The sequence below is a fragment of the Sphingopyxis sp. GW821-FHT10B01 genome (assembly GCF_059415685.1).
On record NZ_JBWKNS010000008.1, the window covers coordinates 1 to 22,417 of the forward strand.

A 22,417-nucleotide genomic window follows, 5' to 3' on the forward strand; every position below is an offset into this window, starting at 1 on the left:
TTCCGCGTCTACGACCCCAATCGCGCGCTCGGCGACCTGTCGCCGACCACCCCCAAGCCGACAAAGAAGGGCGGTAAATGCGGCGTCTTCGGGCAGATCTTGATGGTGGCGATCGCCGTCGCGGTGACGCTGATTGCGCTACCTGCTGCCCCCGCCGCCGCGTCGATCGGCCAAGGCGCGCTGGCCGCCACACTCGGCAGCCTTGCCAGTCAGGGCGTCGGTTTGGCGACAGGCATCCAAGACAAGTTCAGCTTTAAGGGTGTAGCGCTGGCGGCGTTGGGTGGCGGCGTTGCCGCCGGCTTGTCCGGAGTAGCAGGCCTGAGTGGCGGGACGGGCCTGACGGGCACGTTGCAGGCGGCAGCCAGAGGGGCGCTCGGCAGCGTCATCACGCAAGGGGTCGGCGTCGCGACGGGCCTCCAGAGCAAGTTCGATTTCGCGGGTGTTGCTGCTGCGGGGGTCGGAGCGGGGATCGGCAACCTCGTAGGCGGCAAGCTCAGTGGCGAGTTCGGCCGCGACCTCCTATCGAACACCGCTGCTGGCATCGCCAATGCCGCAACGCGCTCGGCGATCAACGGAAACAGCTTCGGTGGTAATCTGTTCGCCGCTATCCCCGATATCATCGGCAATACCATTGGTGGGCGCGTCGCTGATGCCGTGGCGGGGGATGGAGGCACCGGATTGAAGAGCAAAGGCGTCCAACTGGCCGACAATGAGTATTACATGGACGAAAACGGCATGCTTCAACGTGCGCCGTCCGAGATTGTCGTTACTGGCAGGCGAATGAACGAAGAAGAGAAGCGCGCATATGACGATAAGCATGGCGGTGTATTCTGGCACCTCGGTAATATAATCGCAGGCCGCAACTGGGACGGCACGAAAAATGCGCGTTATGAGGCCAGCGCCCAAGGGGCCAAGGCTTCGACCGACAGACTCATCCACGCCTTCAACAGATTGGACAAAGCTGCGACCGATACGAAACTCTCGCCTCGATTCTATTATGTCGAAAACCCGCCGATGTCGTTTTTCGACATTCCGCTGGAGAAGCCCCGGATCGGTGTGGCGCAGATCAACGCAAAGGGTGCCGCATTGGGTGGCCTTGAAGCAACGTCTGTCTTGCCCGCTCTGCGAGCTGGCAAATATGTCGAGGGCTTGCTCGAATTACGTAAAGTGGCGAGCGCCGCAGAAGCAACAGGACCGCGCGTCATTTCACCACGTGGTTTTGTGGAGCTTGATGAATTTAGAAGACTTAACGTCCTCGACCCGGCCATTGGTAAGCTGAGACCCGGAGAAGCCTCGGCTGCCGTCGAGCTTCAGCAACTTTTGGGAGGCAGGCTCGAGAGGTTAACAGGAGCGAGCGGAGCAGACTTTAAATTTGCGAGTGGGGCTCAGGCTGGCAAGAGTGTAGATTTTCTGCTAACTCCTGGTACCGCAAAGGAGGCTGCTGGAATCAATCAGTTCTTTGTTAAGAATGCTGACCGGTTTTCGGATCAGCTTGGTTTGCATTTGAGCAAAGCTGATATCGTCCCAATTGATTCCCGTTTTCTGACACCTCAGAATCAGAAGGTTCTTATGGACATTGTCGGGCGGCAGTCTGCGACCAACCAATCTCGTATAATAATACTTAGGTGAAATCATGGCCGGATCGGTAATTATTGCCAATAAGACGGGGGTCGGGTTTAGCTCGCGTGGATTTGATTTGGTGGCAGAGCTGACTAGGAACGCGCTTACAGTTGGGGCTCCCGATTTGATTGAGCCGATCTACGAATCCATGGACGTTGAATATATGCCGTTCATCAGTCTCGATACTCTTGGAAACGCAGATCTTGAGCGATTTTACGTCGCCACCAAGGCGGCATTTTCAGACTGGAAGAAGGCCAACTCAGAACCGTTTCCCGAGTGGAATGAGCTCATCGAAAAGATTGAAGCTGACGAACGTTTCAAGCCCCAATTACGGTGACAGGTGCAATAACCCCTAAACCCGCGCCCATCCGAAAAACCGCTGTCCTACAAAACCGGCGTGCTTTAGCCTCCTCGCCATGGCGTGCTCCGTCTCCCTTTTGCCTCCCCGCGTGCCTGTGGTGCCACCCATCGGATCATGCAGCCAGAAGCTTGGTTTCGGCCTTGCGGCGCTCCACATAGCCCTTGATGCTGGCAGTCGTGATGCGGGTTGCCCGACCGTCTTTGAAGACCTCAAGCTCGCCAGCGTTGATGAGATCGTAGATTTTGGTCAGTCCGTAGCTGAGCGCCGTGCATGCGCCCTTAGGGGAAACGGCGATTGGTTCCACTTCCAGTCCTTTCGCATTTGCCCCGTCAGCAGAAGGCCAACGGTAGCCAGCAAAAGAAAGAGCAGGACGGCGAACGGCCCTAGTTAATCAGCGTAACTACGGACGGCCGGAATTAGGAACGACGCAAATCCGCCGCCGCCGAATCAACTACGGCCGAACTACGGACGAACCACGGACATGGGCACGAAGGTGGAGGGTGGTTCCCGGCGATCCGCGCATAAAGAAAGCCTTATGTGGGAACTGGTGAGGGAACGATTTGGGCTAGCCGGTCGAAAGGCTAGCGTTTTCAATCCACTAAGGGAAGAAAATGGAGGAGAGTGAGGGATTCGAACCCTCGGTACCGTTGCCGGCACTTCGCATTTCGAGTGCGACGCTTTCGACCACTCAGCCAACTCTCCTCGCTGAGAGGAGACGCCCCTAGCGGCGGTCCGAACGTCTTGCAACCCTCTCGTCACAAAATTACGGTCCGCCGCAGGATTAGAGTCATGGCTCAGGGCTTGTCGGCTTCCCACCAATAGGGCTGGCGTTTGCGCGTTCCCGTCTCCGCCTCGTTCATCGTCAGCGGGTCATAGAGCCGTCCGCCGAGCATCACGCGGTGGATTTGCTCGGTGTTGCGGATATTCGCCGTCGGATCCGCGTCGAGAATGAGGAGATCGGCGAGCTTGCCTGCCTCGAGCGATCCCACGTCTTTCGCGTAGCCCAGCGAGGTCGCCGGCATGATCGTCGCGGCGCGCAGCGCGTCGATGTTGCTCCATCCGCCGCGCACGAACGACCAGATTTCCCAGTGTGCGCCAAGGCCTGCCTGCTGGCCATGCGCGCCGATCGAGACCATGCGGCCCGCCGCGGCGATCTTCGCCGCCTCGCGCGCCGAATCATCGTCGACATAATCGCCCTCGGGCGCAATCACACGGCGTTTGTTGTTTGCGGCGAGCTCGGTCGGCGGCGCGTGACGCGACAGGATCGGATGCTCCCAGACATTGGTATGCGCCCGCCAGTAGGGATCGCCCGCCGGCCCGCCGTACGTCACGACGAGCGTCGGGGTATAATCGACCTGCGTCTGCCCCCACAGCTGGACGAGGTCCTTGTAGAAGGTGTGGAGCGGGACGTTGTGCTCGACGGTCGAGTTGCCGTCCTGGATCAGCGTGACGTCCTGCGTGAACAGCGAGCCGCCCTCGGGCACGACGGTCAGGCCTTCGGCCTGTGCCGCCTTGACGACCATCTGCCGCTGGTCGCGGCGCGGCTGGTTGTAGTTTTTGACGCTGTGTGCGCCCTGCGCCTTGAGGCGGCGGACGTGCGCGAGTGCGTCGTCATAGCCGTTGATCTCGGCATAGACCCCCGCCGACTTGGCGCCATAGATGATCTCGCCCGTCGAGAAGATGCGCGGCGCAAGGATCAATCCGGCGCGCTGCATTTCGGACGAGACGAAAATCTCCGACGCGCGTGACGAGGGATTGTGGCTGGTGGTCGTGCCCATGGCGAGATTGACGATCTCCGACCAGTTCTGCTGCGGCACCAACTCGTCGTCGCCGTGCGAGCCGTGCGCATGGGCATCGACGAAGCCGGGGACGATCGTCTTGCCGGTCGCATCGACCGTGACCGCGCCCGCAGGAACGGTGATCGCGCCCGCGGCGCCGACGGCGATGATACGGTCGCCGCCGATGACGATCGTGCCATTTTCGATCACGCCGCCGTCCTTATCGGCCATCGTCACGATCTTCGCGCCGGTGAGGACGACGATGCCCTTATGCTTCGACGCCGCCTGCGTCATCGACAGCGACACGCCCTCGGTCGGCGGGGTGAACTTCGGCGCCTTCTCTTCGGCGGGCGCGTTGGTGAAGAGGCTGGCGAGGTCGGCGCTGAACAAAGTCGCGCCGCGGCTCCAGTGGAGGCGGCCGCCGCCGCCGGACCAGTTCATATATTCGGCACCGCTGCCGGAAACGCGGGTTACGGGCAGCGCGCCGCTCTTGGTGCCGAGCGAGACATCCTGTCCACCGGGCATCAGCGGGGTGACATAGGCGTCGTAATTCTGCCGGAAGGCCAGCGTGCGGCCGTCGGGCGAGATCTCATAGTCGCTGACGAGTTCGCCATTGGCGTGAACGCGCTTGTCCTGACCGTGCAGGTCGGTGCTGACGAGCTGGCTCTTGCCGTCGGCGGCGGTGACCATGAAGACGCGGTCGCTTGTGGTGGCGAACTGCGGCTTGGCGCCATCGGCGCTGATCCGTTCGGCGGCGCCGCCGGTCGACGCGATACGATAGACACCGGGATCCTCGCTCCAGCGCGCCGACGTCAGCCCGCCGCTACCGCGCCGTTCGAACGCGATCGTCTTGCCGTCGGGCGAGAAGCGCGGTTCGGCATAATGGCCGGGCGTGGCAGTGATCTTGCGCGATGCGCCGCCCGCTGAGCCGACAACATGGATTTCGCCCATGCCGCCATCGGTCCAGCGCACGAAGACGAGTGATTTGCCGTCGCGCGACCAGCTCGGCCAGAGCTCCATCGCATCGTCCTTTGCCGCGGTCAGCCGGCGTGCCGCACCGCCGGTTGCGGGTTTGATCCACAGCTTGCCGAGCGTTTCGAAAACGACGCTGCGGCCGTCGGGCGATACTTCGGCCCAACGCGGCATCTGCGTCGCAAAGCTGTCGGGCGCTACCTCGACGACCGGGTGGGTCGCGTCGACGATCGTGCGGTCGTCGGCGATGCTGAACGGGATGGTGCGTGCTTCGCCACCGGCGCTGTTTACGCGGCGCAGCTTGCCGCCAGCCCAGAAGACGATCTCGCGGCTGTCGGGGGTCCATGCCATGTTCGGATAGACGCCGGTGACCGCCCAGGTTTCCTGCACATCCTGGTCCAGCGCGTCATAGACCTTCTTCTCGGCACCCGAAGCGAGGTCCTTCACATATAGTTTCGACTGCATTCCTTCGCGGCGGACGAAGGCCAGCCGCTTGCCGTCGGGCGAAGGGGTCGGACGCACTGCGCCGCCGACACCCGATGCCGCCGTGCTGATCTCGCCATCCTCGAGGCTGTAGCGTTCGATGTGGAACAGATCGGCGTTGCTGTCCTGCGCATATTCGAAAATCGGGCCCGGGGTGACGTTGCGGGTGTAGAAGACGCTCTTGCCGTCGGCAGCGAAGATCGGCTCGCCGAGTTCCTTCTGATGGCGTTCGTTCGGCTTTTTGACCAGCGGCACGCCCGCGCCGCCCGACACATGATACATCCAGACCTCGCCGGTGCCGAGCGAACGGCCCGTGGTGAAATGCTTCTTGGCGACGATGAACTGGCCGTCGGGGCTCCAGCTCGGCTGGTTGAGCAGGCGGAAATCCTCTTTCGAGATCTGGCGCTTGTCGCTGCCGTCGCGGTTCATCAGCCAGATATTGTCGCCGCCCGCGCGGTCGGAAACAAAGGCGATGCGCTTGCCGTCGGGTGAGAAGCGCGGCTGATGCTCATAGGCGAGCCCCTCGGCGATGCGGGTTGGCGTGCCGCCCTCGATCGGCATCGTGTAAATGTCGCCGAGCAGGTCGAATGCGATGATGCGGCCATCGGGAGAGACGTCAACGTTCATCCAGCTTCCTTCGTCGACCGCGAGCTGGACTTTGCGCGTCGCCATGCCCGGCGGTGCGTTGACGTCCCATTTGTCGGGCTTCGCATCGGCAGCCGGAGATGCCGCGGGCGCGCTTTGCGCCCAGGCCGAGGTTGAACAAGCCAAAGTCGCCGCGAGGGCGAAAGCAAAGCGCGCCATGAAATTATCCCCGTTTGAAATTATGTGCTGACCATATGGTCCGGGGACGAAGTTGCAAGTGACAGGTTTCGACGAAGAACTGGCAGGGTCGACGGGCGACTGCTAGCCCGGTCGAAAGAAGAATATCGGGGAGAGCCAGGCGTGCCGTTGAAGGGAATTAGGGTACTCGATTTCGGCCGTTATATAGCGGGGCCTTATTGTGCGGCGCTGCTCGCCGACTATGGCGCCGATGTCATCCGGATCGAGGCGCCGGGCGGCAACGACGACCGCTACACCGTCCCGGTTGCCGAAGACGGGTCGGGTGCGATGTTTATGCAGATGAACCGCGCCAAGCGGTGCCTGACCCTGAAACCCGGAAGCCCGGAGGGACGCGAGATCGTCCGCCGCCTAGTCGAAACTGCCGATGTTGTGATCGCCAACTTGCCGCACGACGCCCTCGTCAAGCTCGGGCTCGATCACGAGGGCCTTTCGGCGATCAACCCGCGCATCATCCTCGCGACCGCGTCGGCGTTCGGCAGCGAGGGGCCGCTGGCGAGCCGTGTCGGCTTCGACGCGGTCGGGCAGGCGATGTCGGGGACGGTGCATCTGACCGGAACGGCCGACCAACCTTATCGGGCACAGGTCAATTACGTCGATTTCGGTACCGCACTCCACTGTGCATTCGGCGTGATGCTGGCGCTGCGCGAACGCGAAGTGACGGGTAAGGGGCAATGCGTGTCGGGGTCGCTGCTTGGCACCGCGCTGACCATGTCGAACGCGCTGACCATCGACCATGCGCTGAACGGCATCGATCGCCAGCCGATCGGTAACCGGGCGTTCAGTTCGGGGCCGACCGATGTGTTTCGAACGCGCGATGGGTGGATCATCACGCAGATTGTCGGCAACGGAATTTTTGCGCGCTGGGCCGAATTGGTCGGGCGGCCCGAGCTGCTCGACGATCCGCTTTACGCGAGCGACATCTTGCGCGGCGACAATGGCGAGGAACTGAGTGCGATCATGCAGCGCTGGTGCGTCGAGCGGACGAACGCCGACGCGATTGCCGAACTGGCTGCCGGGCGGGTCCCCGCTGCTCCCGTCTTACGCGCCGGAGAGGTGCTGGCGCAACCGCAGGTCGCGGCGATGGGGCTGGTAGAGCCGGTCGACTATCCCGGCGCAGCAAGCGCGGTGCCGGTCATCCGTGCACCCATTCATCTTTCGGGTAGCGACAAGGTCGAGTCCGCGCGCGCGCCGCAGGTGGGCGAACACAGCGACGCGATCCTCTCGGAGCTTGGCTATGACGCCCAAGCCATTTCGGCTTTGCGTGTTGCAAAGATTATTTGAGCGGGGAAGGGTGGACAAACGGTAATCGCCACTTAAGTTACCGGTCAGTATAAAAATCCATCCAGGAGCTCCCGATGACCGATAACAGCGAATATGTGCCGCCGAAAATTTGGACGTGGGACAAGGAAAGCGGCGGGCGTTTCGCCAATATCAACCGCCCGATCGCGGGACCGACGCACGACAAGGACCTGCCCATCGGCAAGCATCCGCTCCAGCTCTATTCGCTCGGCACACCCAATGGCGTGAAGGTGACGGTGATGCTCGAGGAACTTCTCGAGGCCGGGTACAGCGGCGCCGAATATGACGCGTGGCTGATCAAGATCGGCGATGGCGACCAGTTTTCGAGCGGGTTCGTCGGCGCCAATCCGAACAGCAAGATCCCCGCGCTGGTCGATCGCAGCGGCGGCGAGCCGATCCGCGTCTTTGAATCGGGCGCGATCCTGATCCATCTTGCCGAGAAGTTCGGCGAATTCCTGCCGACCGAGACCGCGAAGCGCGCCGAAGTGCTGTCGTGGCTGATGTGGCAGATGGGCAGCACGCCGTTCCTCGGCGGCGGCTTTGGCCATTTCTATGCCTATGCGCCGACGAAGCAGGAATATCCGATCAACCGTTATGCGATGGAAGTGAAGCGCCAGTTGGATGTGCTCGACCGCCGTCTTGCCGAGAGCGAATATCTGGGCGGCGCCGATTATACGATCGCCGACATGGCAGTGTGGCCCTGGTACGGCGCGCTCGCCAAGGGGTTGGTCTATGATGCGGGTGAATTCCTGCAGGTCGAGGATTACAAGAATGTCCAGCGATGGACCGACCAGATCGCGGCGCGTCCGGGGGTGAAGCGCGGGCGGATGGTCAACCGCGTGATGGGCGATCCCGCCAGCCAGCTTCACGAACGGCACGACGCGTCGGACTTTGAATTGCGGACGCAGGACAAGCTGGAGGCGGCGGAATAATCCGAAGTTTCCGATTGAAGCAGCCGCGTTCAGATTGGCGGTTCATCAACGATCGGCAGCGTCGCCACCTATGAAAGCGAGGGTGCGGCCATTCTCGTGACGCCGTGCGCCGACATCTAGAACCAGCTTCCGCGTTCGATCGCCTTTGTTCCGGCGGGCAGGGAGAAATATTGCCCGTCCTCTCCGACAATAATCGGCCCGTCGAAATGATTCTCTGCCCCGTCAAGGAAGGCTGCGTTCAGATAGGGGGAGGGCATCGACGGCACCACATGGCTGAGCACCAGCATTTTCACCCCAGCAACCCTTGCGCTGTCGGCCGCCTGCGCCGGACTGGCGTGATAGTCGAGGATGTCGCGCATGATCTGCGCAGTCTGTTGGCGGCCCGCCTTGTCGAGCTTCGCGGCGAGGATCTTCACCATCGCGGGTTGGAGCGCTTCGTGGATTAGCAAGTCGGCCCCTTTCGATGCCGCCTCAAGCGTCTTTGACGGCGCGGTATCGCCACTGATCACGACGCTGCGCCGCTTGTAGTCGAATCGATAGCCGACCGAGGGGTGAACCGGGCGATGATCGACCGCGAAGGCGGTGACGCGCAGACCGTCGGCTTCATAAATGACGGTCGGCGTGGCGGGGATCACGAAAGGCATGGCGGTCGCTCCCGCAGCGGCGGGTGGTGTGATGGCGGCGCCATGATGCGCGGTGCGATAGCCATTATCGAGCGTGTAGGCGGCGTTGAATCCGGCGATCACGCTTTCGATGCCGGTCGGGCCATAGACGGGCAGGGGCGCCGTGTTGCCGCTGGCGGTCCAGCGCAGCAGCATCATCGGACCCATGCCGTCGATATGGTCCGAATGATAATGCGTCAGGAACAGCGCCTTGATGCGCCCATTCGGTAAACCCATCTGCGCGATATTGCGCGCCGCGCCTTCGCCGGCATCGACGACGAACATCGCCTTGCCCGCAATGACAACGGTGCAGGCGGCGGCGCGTTCGCGGTTGGGGAGCGGAGAGCCAGTGCCGCAGAGGCCGACATGCAATCCGTCGGGCAGGCCTTTCAGCGTATCGCGCGCGGCAGTGCGTTCAACCGCGCGCTCGAACACCCACATACCGATAGGCCGCTGGAACAGCCACGCTGACAACGCCAATATGCCGATGATTGCCGCGGCCAGCAGCGCGGCGCGCTTGCCATTTGTCATCCCCGTTCCCCCCCTGCTTTTCGTCCGCGCGTGACTGCCGCATGCGCTGGACAAGTGGCGATGTTACGCGCAATCATCGGCACAAGGAAAGTTGCAAGTCGCAACTTGCCGTTTACGTAAAGGTGAGCGCTCAGTATAAGGGCGCCATTGCCCAATGGGAGATTCGTGATGGACATGGAATTCAGCCCCGAAGATCTGGCCTTCCAGCAGGAAGTGCGCGACTTCATCGCCGAAAATTACCCCGCGGAACTGCGCGGAAAACAGGACGAGGGCGAGGAGCTGTCCAAGGAAGACTTCCTCGTCTGGCACAAGATTTTGCATAAAAAGGGCTGGATCGCCCCCGCATGGCCGGTCGAGTACGGCGGCACCGGCTGGACGCCGACGCAGCGCTTTATCTGGTCCGAAGAGACCGCGCGCGCCGATTGCATCCGCCTGATGCCTTTCGGTCTCGCGATGGTCGGCCCGGTGATATACACCTTTGGCACCCCGGAGCAGAAAGCCCAGTTTCTGCCACGCATCCTGTCGGGTGAGGATTGGTGGTGTCAGGGTTATTCGGAACCGGGTTCGGGGTCCGACCTTGCCAGCCTCCGCACCACCGCGGTCCGCGACGGCGACGACTATCTCGTCAACGGCCAGAAGACCTGGACGACGCTGGCGCAGCACGCCGACTGGGGCTTTTTCCTCGTCCGCACCGACAAGGACGCCAAACAGCAGGAAGGTATCAGCTTCCTGCTCATCGACATGAAGTCCCCCGGCATCACCGTGCGCCCGATCATCACGCTGGGCGGCGAGCATGAAGTCAACGAAGTGTGGCTCGAAGACGTTCGCGTGCCGCAATCGCAGCGCGTCTATGAAGAGAATAAGGGCTGGACCTGCGCCAAGTTCCTGCTCGCGCACGAACGTACCGGCATCGCCGGCGTGGCGGCGTCGAAGCGCGGGATCGAAAAGGTAAAGGCGATTGCCCGTACCGAGCTCGACGGCGACAAACCGCTCCTCGCCAACGCCTTCTTCAAGCGCAAGGTGGCCGATCTGGAAGTCGATCTGGCGGCGCTGGAATTCACCGAATTGCGCAGCCTCGCCGGCCCCAACGCAAACCGCGGGCCGGGGCCGGAATCGAGCTTGCTCAAGATCAAGGGTTCGGAAATCCAGCAGCGGTTGACCGAGCTGACACTGGAAGCCGTCGGCCATTATGGCGCGCCGTATTTCCGCGGCTTCGGCGAAGGCGACAACGAGCATCCCATCGGGCCCGATTATGCCCATCGTGCCGCGCCGACCTATTTCAACATGCGCAAGACAACGATCTATGGCGGATCGAACGAGATTCAGCGCAACATCATCGCAAAGATGGTTTTGGGGCTCTGACCCAAAACCACCCCGGATGCGATCCGGGGTCTCAGGCGGCTGTGAAGGCCGTTGGCGGCAATGGGCCCCGGCGTTCGCCGGGGAACAAAGAAAGAGACGATAATGGATTTCACCTACACCGAAACGCAGGATATGATCCGCGACACACTCGCCCGGTTCCTTGGCGACACCTATGATTTCGAAACGCGCCAGAAGTTCATCAACAGCGACAGCGGACGCGATCCCGCGATCTGGACTACGCTGGCGCAGGAACTCGGTATGCTCGGCGCATCCTTTGCCGAAGAGCATGGCGGTCTTGGCGGTGGCGCGCTCGAAAATGCGATCGTGATGGAAGAATTGGGCAAGGTCATCGGGATCGAGCCTTATCTGCCGACCGTCGTCATTGCCGGGGGCGCGTTGAAGGCTGTTGGCGGCGTACAGGCCGATGCAGTGATCCCTGAGATCATCGCGGGCAACGCGATCATCGCGTTCGCCTATGCCGAGCCGCAGGGCCGCTATGACCTTGCGAACCTGCGCACGACCGCGAAGAAGGACGGCGCGGGCTATGTGCTGAACGGCCACAAGGGCGTCGTCTATGCCGCCCCGTGGGCGACGCATCTGCTCGTCACCGCGCGTACCGGCGGCAACGTGCGTGACCGCGACGGCATCTCGCTGTTCCTCATCGACGCGAACCTGCCCGGCATCGTTCGCCGTGACTATCCGACGGTCGATGGCAGCCGTGCGTCGGAGATCTATTTCGAAAATGTTTCGGTCCCCGGCGATGCCCTGCTAGGCGGCGAGGGGGCCGCTTTGCCCCTGATCGAGCAGATCGTCGACGAAGCGACCGTTGCGGTGTGCGCCGAGGCGACCGGCGTGATGCAGAAGCTGCACGAAGGGACGCTCGAATATACGCAACAACGCAAGCAGTTCGGCGTGCCGATCGCCAAGTTTCAGGTGCTTCAGCACCGCATGGTCGACATGTTCATGGAAGTCGAACAGGCGCGCTCGATGACGATCATGGGGACGTTGAAGCTGGGTCTGCCCGCGAACGAGCGCATGGCGGCCGTTTCTGCGGCGAAGGCCAAGGTCGCACGCGGCGCCAATTTCGTGGGGCAGAATGCGATCCAGACACACGGCGGCATCGGCATCACGCAGGAACTGGCGATCGGTCATTATTTCAAGCGCGCAACGATGATCGAAAGCCAGTTCGGCACCGTCGATCATCACATGGATCGCTACGAACGGATTACACTGGCCGACTGACGGCTGGTCGACCGCCTTGGGAGAGCCGCGGCGTCGCCTTAATAGGCGACGTCGACGGCGATCCGGAGCGTGCGCGGGCGCAGCGGGGTGAGGAAGCCTTCATTGCCCTCGACAAAGGGCGTCCCGAGCGAAAAGCGATTGCCGCGCGAATCGAACAGGTTGGTCAGCGTCAACGACAGGCCGCGGCGCGCGTTTCCGACCCGCATCGCAACGCCGGTGTCGACATAGTCGCCCTGGCTCTCGCCGAGCACCGGCCCGATGCCGAGGCGCGACGGGCCGATATAGCTTGCCCAGCCGTTCATGCGGAAATCCTCGTCGCCGATCATGGTCGCATAGTTGACCGACCCGCGCACCGCATGGCTCGCGACATTGGGAATGCGGCCGAGCCGCCCCGGCGCCGCGTCGAACACGGGCAGGATTTGCAGAGCGAGGTCATCGACGCGGCTATGATTATAGACCGCGCCCAGTTCGAACGTCAGCGCCTCGGTCGGTCGAACCGCGAGCGCACCTGAGAGGCTGGTAATGCGCCCGTCACCGATGTTGGCGGTGGTCGGAAAACCCGTGCTGTCGATAAAGTCGGCCTGGATGTTGCGCCAGCGGCTGTGCGAAATCGAGATGCTGGCGTCGAACAGGCTCTGCCCCTTGTCGCCGAAGCGCATGCCTGCTTCCCAGGTGCGCACCTGATCATTGAGGAAACGCCGCACGAAATTGCCGTCGACAGCAAGTCCGCCCGGACGGAAGCCCTCCTGATAACGCGCATACAGCCGGACATTATGGAGGGGCGTCGCGAGCAGCGAGAAGGAGGGCAGCAGGTCGGTTTCGTTGCGCGACGCGGTCGTCGCGCGCCCAGCCTGCGAAAGGGCGAAAGATACACCTTCGGCCGCCCCGCCCAGCTTTGCGTGCGACAGACGAACGCCGCCTGATGCGATCAAGTCGGGTATCAGTTCGACTGTCGCTTCGGCATAACCGGTGAATTCGGTGATCCGGTTGGTCACGCCGGGCAGAACTGCGCGAAGCGAGCCATAGCCATATTCGCGGTCCTGCCGCGCCCGGTTGTCGATAAAGCTCGCCCCGATTACCCAGCCCAATCGGTCGCGATACGGTCGCGACAGGCGGTTTTCGCTAACGAACATACGCGTCGCATTATGTTGATCGAGCACGCGCGGAACGTTGTTGAGGGGGGTGACCTGGATCGGTGCAAACAGACGTTCGACATCGACGGCGCCAAGGATGACGCCCGAGCTGTTGCCGGTGCTTGGCCGGGTTTCGGGCAGGCTGGCATCGAAGCGTTCGAACAGGCGATGGTCGATATAGGCGTTGGACGACTGGAAATGCAGGTCGTCCCAATCCTTCATCACCACGATTGTGCCCATGCCGTATCGTGCGGTCGCATTCTGTTCGACCATCGAACTACGGGTCAGTGGCGCGCCGTCCTTGTCCGCATACTGCGCATCGTCGGAGGTGATAGCCTGGTAGACACCGCCCAGATCGATCGTCCAGTCGTTGCCGGCGTCGAAACGAGAAGTGCCGCGCCCGCCGCGGACATGAACGCGATTGACGTCGTTCTGACCGCGCAACGGATTGTCGATATATCCGCCGTCGGTCAGCATATAGCCTACGAGGCGCAGCGCATGGCCGTTGTCCCCGACCGGGAGGTTGGCGATCGCAGCAATGTCGCCACCGGGGTCGCCATGCTGGGTGATCGACAGACCGGCGATTGCCTGCATCGTCATCTCGCGCGGATCGGGTGCCTTTGGCACGACGCGGATGATGCCGCCGAGCGACCCCGCGCCATAGAGTGTGCCCTGCGGCCCTTCGAGAATCTCGACATTGTCGACGTCGTAGAGGCGCAGATCCGGGTCGGGTGCGTTGTAGCTGAGGCGGATGTCGCCGAGATATTGCCCCACCGTTGACTGCGTCGGGCCGGTGAAACTGGAATCGGCGATGCCGCGAATGAACAGCTTGTTGCGCCCCGAACCGAGATGGGTCGAGGAGACGGTTGCCGTTCGCGACAGGATCGAATCCATTCCGCGCTCGCCGCCGAACGCGAGATCGCCGCCATCCAGTTTGGTGACGACGCCGGCGAAGTGCGAAAGGGGCAGGTCGGTCTTCGACGCGGTGACGATGATTTCGTCGTGCGCTGCGGCGACCGTATCGCGCGATGGCTCGCGCGCCTTGGGTTGCAGAACGGGGCGCGGCGGAGGGGTGCGGTGCGCAACCTGCGCTGAAGGGGGACGGCGTTCGATACGCCAACTGGTCGCGCTGACGCGTATCGCGCGCGCATCGGAGCCGTCGAGCAGGCGCTGAATTGCCTTTTCGACACTCATCCGCCCGCGCACGGGTTTGACGCGCGCCTGCCAGAGTTTCGCATCGACGACGCTGATACTGACCCCGGCCTGCCGGCTGATGGTCGGCAATACCGTAGACAGGCTGCCCTTGGGCACGTCGAATGCGCGTTCCTCCGCCGCCAGCGCCTGCGCAGGCAGGCACAGCGCAATCGCTGCCACGGCAAGGGAAAGGCGTGGGTGTCTGCTCAGCGGGTCAGTATCCAGCCATCGCCTTGCCGCTCGGCCCTTGTTCCCGACAAGGCCGCGAGGTCGGCAATCGTGCGGTTCCGGTTCTTGTCGACGATCAATGCCCCGCGGAAGGACAGGTCGGCCGCACCGGGCGCGATACTCACTTGCATCCCGGCGGTGCGCTTCAGATCCTCGGCGACGACGGCGAGCGGGGTGCCGTTATAGACGAGGAGTCCGGTGCGCCAGCCGCCGATGCTGGCGACATCGACATCCTGAACGACCGGCGGCTGGCGGTCGCCATCGCGCGCTTCGATACCCTTGCCGGCGACGAGGCGAACCTTGTCACGGGCGGGGTTATAGAGAACAATGCCTTCGGACACCGCGACCGACGTCTGGCGATCGCGGCGCACGACGTTGAAAGCGGTGCCGAGGTCGACGATCCTCGCGTCGCCCGTCTCGACCACGAACGGATCGTCGTCGCGATGCACGACATGGAACATCGCCTCGCCCGATTCCAGCCGGGCAAAGCGTGGGCGATCCTTGTCGATCTCGATCACTGATGCGCCGTTGATCTCGATCTTCGATCCGTCGGCCAGCTCGACGGTACGATGCTCGCCTGCCGCGGTCTCGATCCGGTCCGGATTGCCGAACACGCCAAGGCTCGACAGGCTGATCGCGCCGACCAGTGCGGCCGCCATGGCGCCGCCGAACCAGGCGCGGCGCGATGGTCGGCGCGGGGCGTCGGGCATCACCACGACGGAAGGTGCGGGCATCGGGGGCAGGGCGTCGAGATCGCGGTCGAGGCTGGCGACTGCGTCATAGACTTCCGCGTGGCCGGGATCTTCTGCGAGCCAGTCGGCGAACCCGTCCCAATCGGCAAAGGCAGGATCGCGCTGACGGATCAGCCAGTCGATCGCGCGCGCTTCGGCGTGTGCCGTATCAGCTTGCATCGAACTGCCTCCGTATCACGGCGAGCGCCGCATAAACCTTACGCAGGTCGGCTTCGACGGTGCTCAGGCTGACCCCCATTTCAATGGCTATATCGCGTTGGTTCAGGCCGTCGACGCGGAACCGGCGGAAAATACGCGAAGGGCGCTGACCCGTTGCGGTGATCGCGGTTTCGACGAGCGCGAGCTGTTCGCGCGCAATCAGCGAAACCTCGGTCGACGGGATCTCCGTCGCGGACGCTTCGCCCCACGCCTTGTCACGTAACTCCCTCTGCCGCGCGGAACGATAGCGGTCGAGCATCAGATTGTTCGCGGCGCGCATGATATAGGACAGGGGCTCGGCAATCGGTCCGGTCGGCCGGTCGGTCAGACGCATCCACAGATCCTGGAACAGATCTTCGGCCGCGTCTCCCGCTCCGCGCACCATCAGGAAACGGATGATGCGATCCCGGTGGGCGAGCAATACGCCTTCGATGCCTTGGGCGGCGTCAGTTCGTTCACGCGGCTCGGTCATGGATTGTTTGCTTTGGAACGCCATCTTCTGTCGGTTAGCGCTATTTTGCCCTGCGCCATACGTCCCCCTGATGACGCCGTCATATAGCGCCCACGCTCCACCGCGCAACTGCGGCGCCTGGAAAGAAAGAGTGGACTGTGCAAGCATCTGTTTCTTTGTCTCTTTGTGCCAAGGCAAGGGGGAAGCGTTGGGTGAGGGGATACGCTTCCCCCTTGCGGGCGGGGCCGGCCGGGGGGCTATAGGCCGACCCGCAGACTCGCACGGAACGCCCAGCCGATGTGGCTTTGCTGTTCTTCCGCGGACACTTCGCCGGCGACCTGGAAGGCCGAATTGCCGGCGATGCCACGGAAACGGCCGACCCAGCCGCTCGTGCGATCATCAGGAGTAAGGGTGAACGGCTTGCCGTCCTTGAACGAGGCTGTGGTCGCGCCCAGCGTGCCGCTGACGATCTGACGGCGACCACCTTCGAGTTCGAAGCGCGTCCAGCCGTCATATTGATCGGCGCCGCCGAAATCGAGGCCGATGGCTACCGTGCCCGACACCGCAAGCTCGTCACTGTCGCGGCTCAGCACCTTGAGGTCGAGCGCAGCACCGCCGCCGGTTTCCTGATAGCCGTCTTCTTTCAGCTTGAAATAGTCGACCGCGACCATCGGACGGATCGTCAGGCCACCCGCGCGGGCATCATAGGCGAGCGAGCCGGAGGCCGACCATAAGGTGGCGTCCCATTTGCCCTTCATCGTCTTGTCGATGTCTTCGGCACCGGCTTCGGCGCGGAAGATGCGGGTGCCCTTCATGCTGATCGGGGCGCCCGAAATGCGGGCATTCGCCATGAAACCGTCCGAACGCAGGCGCCAGTGCAGTGCACCTTCGAACTGACTCGTGCTGACTTCATTGGCGTTGCTGCCATTGCCATCCTTGCCGTTGAGGAAGGCGATCGAGCCGCCGAAGTTGCCAAGGTCGCTCTTGATTTCGGCGCCGGCCGAAATGCCCCAGCCGCTAACGTCATAGCTGGCGGTGTTGCCGACGCTCTTCGAGGTGCCCCAGATGGCCTGATTGACCCAATAACCCCATTTGCCCTCGTCCTGGAACGGCGCGTTGGGATCCTGGAGGTAACGTGACAGGGCGCGCGAACCCGAGGTGACGGTTTCGAAGACACCGCCTTCATGTTCGGGGAGCATCTGACCAAGCTGGTTACGGAAATTGGCGCCATCGGTGATACCGAGGAACACTTTTTCGATCTTCCGGTCGGCGACCACCGCATCGAGAACCGCGTCGAAGGCGCCCGATTCCGAGCGGTTGAGCCCGAGTTCGGTTGTGCTCTTGCGTGACACATCGACGATCAGCTGAGTGGCGTTCGAGGTCAGCGTGCCCTTGTAGAGGAAGGGTAGCAGTGTCTGCGAGGCGGTCAGATTGTTCGCGCCGGTCAGCGTTCCGGCGGTGAGCACGATATGCTTGCCTTCGGCCTTTTCGATGCTCGACAGCTGGAGCGCGAGCTTCGATTCCGCGCCGAAGCTGGCGTTGCCGGTAACCTGAAGGTTGGTTCCCGTGTTGCCGGTATCGAGCATCACGCCGAGCGTGCCCTTGTCGGTAAGGGCGAGGGAGGAAATCGTTGCAGCGCCGCCGATATCGAAGGTGCCGCCGGCGACCGAAACCGCCAGCCCCTGCGAATTGGCGAGCGTACCGGAGAAGATCGATGTGCCGCCGATGGACAGCGTATCGGTGCCGCTACCGAAGTCGGCCAGACCGGTGAACTTCGAGGTTCCGGCAAGCGTCATCGTGTCGTTGCCGGTACCAAAGCGGGCATTGCCAGCATAAGTTGCATCACCCGACAGCGCGAGCTTGTTGTTGCCGGCACCGAAGAAGCTATTTCCCTTCACCGAACCGTCGGCGATATCGAACACATCATTGCCGCCGCCGAATCGGATGTCGCCGACGATGCTGGGGGCGGCGATGCCGGTGGCGACTGCGGTCTGCTTGACCGTCGCGCCATTGTTGTTCGCCGACAGGTCGATCGCGATGTTGCGATCCGACGTGGCCAGGGCGCCGGTAGCGCTGATCGTGCCGCTATTTTCGACCGTGCCGACTTTGCCCGAGAGATCGACAATCGCACGTGCCGTGCCATTGTCCCCGCCGGTCTTTGCGGTGATGGAACCGCTGTTGCGGATCAGCGGGACATTGCCGCCGGCTTCAACCAGAACCGCCGTAGCGATGGCGCCTGCGGCATTGCCGCCGGTCGTCGCTTCGATCTTGCCTGCGTTACGGATTTCAGGGGTCGTTGCACCGCTGCCGATGCGGATTGCGGTTGCCGCCGTGTCCTTCGACAACGCCGTTACGCTGCCGGTTGCGCCGATACCGATGCCGCCCGCGATGGTCACCGCGCCGCCGAGGCCACCGACCTGAATCGCGTTGCCGTCCTTGCCGGCATAGAGGCCATTGCCGAGTACTGCGCCGTCGATAATGAAGCCAAGCCCGGTTCCGGTGCCCGCAACGGGGCCGATCGTGACGGCACGGTCAGCCGACCCGATCCGGATCGCCGCCGCTGAACCGAAGGAACGCACCACGGCGCTTCCTTCCTTGTCGTCGTCGATGCCGTCCTTGTCCTCATCCTTGTCGGTCGTGCTCGTATCCTTCGGCGGTACCGCGAGGATGATGCCGCCCGTCACATTGCCTTCGATCGAAAGCGCATTGCCGCCGATCAGCAAATCGTCGGCGTCGAGCTTCGACGGATCAGCCGGTGGCGTCGTGAAGCGATAGCCGGTGGCGGTGAGATTGCCCTGGACGACGAGTGCGCCGGTGATGTTGCCGGACAGACGAGCGCCGGTTGCATCGACGCCCGTGGCGCCGATCGTGCCGGCGAGGCGGACGTTGCCCGTCACATCCTGCAGCCCGACGCCCACCGCGCGGTCGCCGAGGACCGTGACGGTGCCGTCGTTGGTGAAATTGCCGGTCAGCGGTCCGCCGAGGCGGATGCCAGCCGAATTATTGCCCTTGATGGCGATGGTTCCGCTGTTGATGATGTTGCCGGTGAAAGCGCCGGCCGTGGCGATGCCAACGCGGTTGCTGCCGATTGCAAAGGCGCCGTCGAGGTCGCCGTCATTATCGATGTCGGTAGGTGCATAGGTTTCGCCGACGGTGATCTTGCCGCTCGCGCTGTTAGTGATCCCGCCCGACGTGCCGGCGCCGGCAAGTATGCCCGTTGCGCCATCGACGTTACTGAACTCGATCGTGCCCTCGTTGACGACCTTGTGGTTGCTGTCGATGGTGATTGCAGGACCAGTGACCGTCGGCTTGATCGAGCCCGCCGCGACGATCTTGATATCGTCGGCTGCGCCCGATTTGATGGTCGACGTCCGCACCGGCGTCGTGGTCGCAGTGCTGATCGTCGTCTCGGCATAAGCCGCGGTCGAAAGGAGGGTGGCCAGGCAGGTGGAGGCCAGCAAGGTTTTGCGCATCGGGTTCCTCTTGTGATCGGGGCCGGGATGTCTTCCCGACGATAATCACAAGACGGAGCAGGGACCGCGCAGCCTTGGAAATAATTGCGCCTCAATCGCGCGGGGCGATATCGATCAGTTTGAGGCCGAGCGTCGAGGCATTTTGTACCGCTTCTTCGCGGCTGTTTGCGCGCAATTTACGCATCACATTCTTCAGATGCCATTTGACCGTTTCGGGTGCCAGTTGCAGCGTCCGCGCGATTTCCTTGTTCGATTCACCGGCGTTGAGCGCGCTCAAAATTTCGATCTCGCGCTCGGTCAAAAAGGAAAAGGCTTCGCCCGGGGCTGCTGCATGCGTGCTTTCGAGCGCGGGATTGCGGCGCGACGGTTCGGCTAGCTTGAGCAAAGCGAGAAAGGATCCGGAAGAATAGGCTTCGCTGCAGAAATTCTGCACCGCGCGGACGCCGGTGACATCGAGCACGTCGACGACGGTGCGACGGAAACCGGCGCTTGCCGCATGGTTGAGGAAACGCACCGTCTCAAGCTCGACCATCTTGTCGCAGCGGCCGCTGAGCTGCGGAAGGATGTTGAGCAAAGTTGCGGTCGCGCGCAGTTCTGCGTCGTCGGCGTTGGAGGCGAGCCGGAGCAGCCGCTCGGCCACCGTCGTAAGCCGCGCGCGGTCGCCGTTCGCGATGGCTTCATAGGCCCGCATTTCGGAGAGCAGGGCAAAGGCGCGCGCGGAGGCCGAAAGCGGATCGAGCACGGCAGTTTCTTCGTCGGCCATGGCAACAACGGCTTCAGGATCGATCGTCTGGGGTAGCCGCAGTCTGGCGCGCTCGACGATGCACATCGCCTTTAGCGGTGTCCAATCGCGTTCGAACGCGACACGTTCGGCCTGATCGATCAACGAGGCGGCCTTGTCGACATGGCCTATATTTGCAGTCGCGCGGATGGCGACGAGGAAGGCTGGGATCAGCGCGTCCTGAAACGGACTTTGTTCGAGGAGCGGGAGCGCGCGCGCTGCAAGATCGGCTGCGGTCAGCATTTCGTCGCGCTCATAACAGCACCGGGCGAGGCCTGCCTCGACAAGCGCGGTCGCAAGATTGTCTCCGGCACCGGCAGGGAGGCCGTCGCGCAACACACGCTCGGCGTCGGCCAACTGGCCCTGCGCCCGCGAGAGGGCGGATCTGGCGCATATAGCGAGGGCGTGCGGTAAACCGAGTGAGGATCCGACGCTGCGCAGCATCAGCGGACGAACCGCATCATGTACCAGTCCGAACAGACCGCGTTTCAATGCGCCGTACGCCAATACCGTGCGGACCATCGCGACGGCGAAATCCGAAAGCCCGTCGGGTGATGCGAGCAGTTGATCGCATTGCTCGACGACATCGGCGAATTTGTCATCTCGGTGGGCACGGTGCACCAAATCAATCGCACGCGCCTCATTGACCGCGCCGGCCATCTTCAACGCCGCGATTGCTGCCGCCGCGTCGGGCTCTGCGGTGAGCGTCCGCAACCACGCCTGCGCCTGCACAAGCGCGGTAATCGTGGCAATTTGCGCTGCGGGCAATCGCGCCATCCACGCCCGAGCGCGGGAAATTTCACCGCAATCGATCATTGACGGGACGATGGTTGCCGACAGCTCGGCGGCTTGCTCGAAATCGCCTGCCAGCGCTGCCTGTTCTGCGGCTTCGGCGATCATCCCGCGCCCGGCAAAATAGCGCGCAGCGACCCGGTGCAACTGGAGCGGGGCACCCGCGACGGTCTCGAGTTGGCGCTGAAGGACGGCCTGAAACGCCGGGTGCGGGCGATACCATCCATCGCGATCGACAATCGTTTCGAGGAACAGGCCGCGAGCGGCGAGGCCGCTCAGCAACGTATCGCTGTCCTTTTCTCCGCTCAGCAGTTGGCAAAGCTCGACGTTGAACTGCGACGCAACGGCGCAGCGTTGAAGAAAGAGGCATTCGCGTTCGGACAATGTGCCGAGCAAAGGCGCCAGCTGATTGGTGATCCGCTCGATCAGCGTGGCCCGCCCGTTCGACGGCCGCGCGAGCCGGATCCCGGCGGGCCATCCCGCCATCATCCGGTTGCACTCGGCCCCGTTTCGCGGGTGAAGGCCGGCGTTTGCGCCCTGCAGAAATTGCTGAACCTCTTGGTCGGTAAGGCCAAGCTCGGAGCAAGTGATCGGAAGCGCCATGCCCCGGCGTTCGACATCGCCAATTGCCACAGCTGATATGGTGCGGCTCGACAGGATCAACCGCAAAGGGGCAGGGGGATGACGCAGCAGGCGGTTCAGCACATCGATCGTGCGTGGATCGGTCAGGCGATCGATGTCGTCGAGTACGAGGAGCAGCGGCTGTGCGCAAGCCTCGATGCGATCGGCGAGCGCGCTGGCGAGGATCGCCGCGGAACCCGGAGCCGATGCGAGCGCGGCAAGGCTGTCTTCGGCCGGGGCGCCCCGCGCTAGCCGCACGGCTTCGAACAAATGGGACACCGCCGCAGGTTCATTGTCCTCGGGATCGAAGGAAACCCATCCGGCCGACCAGCCGATCGACCGGGCGTGCGCGAACAAGGTCGCGGAAAAGGCGGTTTTGCCATATCCTGCGGGCGCGCACACGATGCAGATCTCATGCATCGCGACGGCATCGAGCCAAGTCTGCCAGCGCTCGACACCGACAAGGTCGATGGGAAAACGCGGCGGCGCATATTTGCCGCGCGCCAATGAAGGCGGGCGATGGCCCGCTGTTGCGCGATACTGCGCTTTGGCTTCGATCCTCTGTCCCGGCTGGATGGTCATCTTGTCGCCCTCCATTTGTCGGTCATGGCTATAGCCATGGCGGCTCGACTGCAAGCGTCCCCCCCATCGCTCCCCCCGCCACCCGGACTGTCCTTCGGGCGGCGCGCGCCATAGCTTCCCATATGTC

At 63.0% G+C, this 22,417-nt stretch carries 13 protein-coding genes, 1 tRNA gene and 1 pseudogene; 6 read left to right on the top strand and 9 right to left on the bottom strand.

Going from position 1 to position 22,417, the window contains the following annotated elements:
• Positions 1-1,629, top strand: a pseudogene (locus AC07NV_RS20730) (hypothetical protein); the annotation flags it as partial.
• A gap of 4 nt (positions 1,630-1,633) precedes the next feature.
• Positions 1,634-1,957 carry a hypothetical protein gene (locus tag AC07NV_RS20735; protein WP_495168284.1) on the top strand — a complete coding sequence of 108 codons (324 nt, stop codon included), beginning with the start codon at positions 1,634-1,636 and terminating at the stop codon, positions 1,955-1,957.
• Between the two features lie 136 nt (positions 1,958-2,093).
• On the opposite strand, the gene AC07NV_RS20740 is transcribed toward AC07NV_RS20735, so the two are convergent.
• From AC07NV_RS20740 to AC07NV_RS20750, 3 genes are all read right to left on the bottom strand, one after another.
• Positions 2,094-2,285, bottom strand: coding sequence for a helix-turn-helix domain-containing protein (locus AC07NV_RS20740; protein WP_495168285.1), 192 nt, complete (start codon positions 2,283-2,285; stop codon positions 2,094-2,096).
• A 308-nt stretch (positions 2,286-2,593) separates the two neighbouring features.
• A tRNA-Ser gene (locus AC07NV_RS20745) sits at positions 2,594-2,683 on the bottom strand.
• A 92-nt stretch (positions 2,684-2,775) separates the two neighbouring features.
• Positions 2,776-6,018 carry an amidohydrolase family protein gene (locus AC07NV_RS20750; protein WP_495168286.1) on the bottom strand — a complete coding sequence of 1,081 codons (3,243 nt, stop codon included), beginning with the start codon at positions 6,016-6,018 and terminating at the stop codon, positions 2,776-2,778.
• Positions 6,019-6,159: 141 nt separating this feature from the next.
• Here AC07NV_RS20750 and AC07NV_RS20755 point away from each other — a divergent pair, with 141 nt between their 5' ends.
• Both AC07NV_RS20755 and yghU read left to right on the top strand, forming a co-directional pair.
• Positions 6,160-7,338, top strand: coding sequence for a CaiB/BaiF CoA transferase family protein (locus tag AC07NV_RS20755; protein WP_495168287.1), 1,179 nt, complete (start codon positions 6,160-6,162; stop codon positions 7,336-7,338).
• A gap of 74 nt (positions 7,339-7,412) precedes the next feature.
• Positions 7,413-8,288, top strand: a complete 876-nt coding sequence (yghU, locus tag AC07NV_RS20760) for a glutathione-dependent disulfide-bond oxidoreductase (protein ID WP_495168288.1) — start codon at positions 7,413-7,415, stop codon at positions 8,286-8,288.
• Positions 8,289-8,404: 116 nt separating this feature from the next.
• Here the strand turns inward: yghU and AC07NV_RS20765 are convergent, their stop codons facing one another.
• Positions 8,405-9,481 carry an MBL fold metallo-hydrolase gene (locus AC07NV_RS20765; protein WP_495168289.1) on the bottom strand — a complete coding sequence of 359 codons (1,077 nt, stop codon included), beginning with the start codon at positions 9,479-9,481 and terminating at the stop codon, positions 8,405-8,407.
• A 168-nt stretch (positions 9,482-9,649) separates the two neighbouring features.
• Here AC07NV_RS20765 and AC07NV_RS20770 point away from each other — a divergent pair, with 168 nt between their 5' ends.
• Together AC07NV_RS20770 and AC07NV_RS20775 are read left to right on the top strand one after the other, a co-directional pair.
• Positions 9,650-10,843, top strand: a complete 1,194-nt coding sequence (locus tag AC07NV_RS20770) for an acyl-CoA dehydrogenase family protein (RefSeq protein WP_495168290.1) — start codon at positions 9,650-9,652, stop codon at positions 10,841-10,843.
• Between the two features lie 102 nt (positions 10,844-10,945).
• Complete coding sequence (locus AC07NV_RS20775) at positions 10,946-12,085, top strand: acyl-CoA dehydrogenase family protein (protein ID WP_495168291.1); 1,140 nt, start codon at positions 10,946-10,948, stop codon at positions 12,083-12,085.
• 38 nt (positions 12,086-12,123) lie between these two features.
• On the opposite strand, the gene AC07NV_RS20780 is transcribed toward AC07NV_RS20775, so the two are convergent.
• From AC07NV_RS20780 to AC07NV_RS20800, 5 genes are all read right to left on the bottom strand, one after another.
• On the bottom strand, positions 12,124-14,592 hold the full coding sequence (locus tag AC07NV_RS20780) for a TonB-dependent receptor (protein ID WP_495168292.1): 2,469 nt from the start codon (positions 14,590-14,592) through the stop codon (positions 12,124-12,126).
• Between the two features lie 26 nt (positions 14,593-14,618).
• A complete protein-coding gene (locus AC07NV_RS20785; RefSeq protein ID WP_495168293.1) occupies positions 14,619-15,551 on the bottom strand; it encodes a FecR family protein in 933 nt (310 codons plus the stop codon).
• Positions 15,541-16,209 carry an RNA polymerase sigma factor gene (locus AC07NV_RS20790; RefSeq protein ID WP_495168294.1) on the bottom strand — a complete coding sequence of 223 codons (669 nt, stop codon included), beginning with the start codon at positions 16,207-16,209 and terminating at the stop codon, positions 15,541-15,543. Before AC07NV_RS20790 ends, AC07NV_RS20785 begins: the two co-directional genes overlap by 11 nt.
• A gap of 89 nt (positions 16,210-16,298) precedes the next feature.
• Entirely contained in the window at positions 16,299-19,514 is a 3,216-nt protein-coding gene (locus tag AC07NV_RS20795) for an autotransporter outer membrane beta-barrel domain-containing protein (RefSeq protein ID WP_495168295.1), read from the bottom strand.
• A 91-nt stretch (positions 19,515-19,605) separates the two neighbouring features.
• Complete coding sequence (locus tag AC07NV_RS20800) at positions 19,606-22,290, bottom strand: LuxR C-terminal-related transcriptional regulator (protein ID WP_495168296.1); 2,685 nt, start codon at positions 22,288-22,290, stop codon at positions 19,606-19,608.
• Positions 22,291-22,417: the final 127 nt, after the last annotated feature.

Bases quoted from the DNA above. Each gene is read 5' to 3' on its own strand.
- AC07NV_RS20735 (WP_495168284.1), top strand. From the start codon at position 1,634: ATGGCCGGATCGGTAATTATTGCCAATAAGACGGGGGTCGGGTTTAGC.
- AC07NV_RS20750 (WP_495168286.1), bottom strand. From the start codon at position 6,018: ATGGCGCGCTTTGCTTTCGCCCTCGCGGCGACTTTGGCTTGTTCAACC.
- yghU (WP_495168288.1), top strand. From the start codon at position 7,413: ATGACCGATAACAGCGAATATGTGCCGCCGAAAATTTGGACGTGGGAC.
- AC07NV_RS20765 (WP_495168289.1), bottom strand. From the start codon at position 9,481: ATGACAAATGGCAAGCGCGCCGCGCTGCTGGCCGCGGCAATCATCGGC.
- AC07NV_RS20770 (WP_495168290.1), top strand. From the start codon at position 9,650: ATGGACATGGAATTCAGCCCCGAAGATCTGGCCTTCCAGCAGGAAGTG.
- AC07NV_RS20775 (WP_495168291.1), top strand. From the start codon at position 10,946: ATGGATTTCACCTACACCGAAACGCAGGATATGATCCGCGACACACTC.
- AC07NV_RS20785 (WP_495168293.1), bottom strand. From the start codon at position 15,551: ATGCAAGCTGATACGGCACACGCCGAAGCGCGCGCGATCGACTGGCTG.
- AC07NV_RS20790 (WP_495168294.1), bottom strand. From the start codon at position 16,209: ATGCTTGCACAGTCCACTCTTTCTTTCCAGGCGCCGCAGTTGCGCGGT.
- AC07NV_RS20795 (WP_495168295.1), bottom strand. From the start codon at position 19,514: ATGCGCAAAACCTTGCTGGCCTCCACCTGCCTGGCCACCCTCCTTTCG.
- AC07NV_RS20800 (WP_495168296.1), bottom strand. From the start codon at position 22,290: ATGACCATCCAGCCGGGACAGAGGATCGAAGCCAAAGCGCAGTATCGC.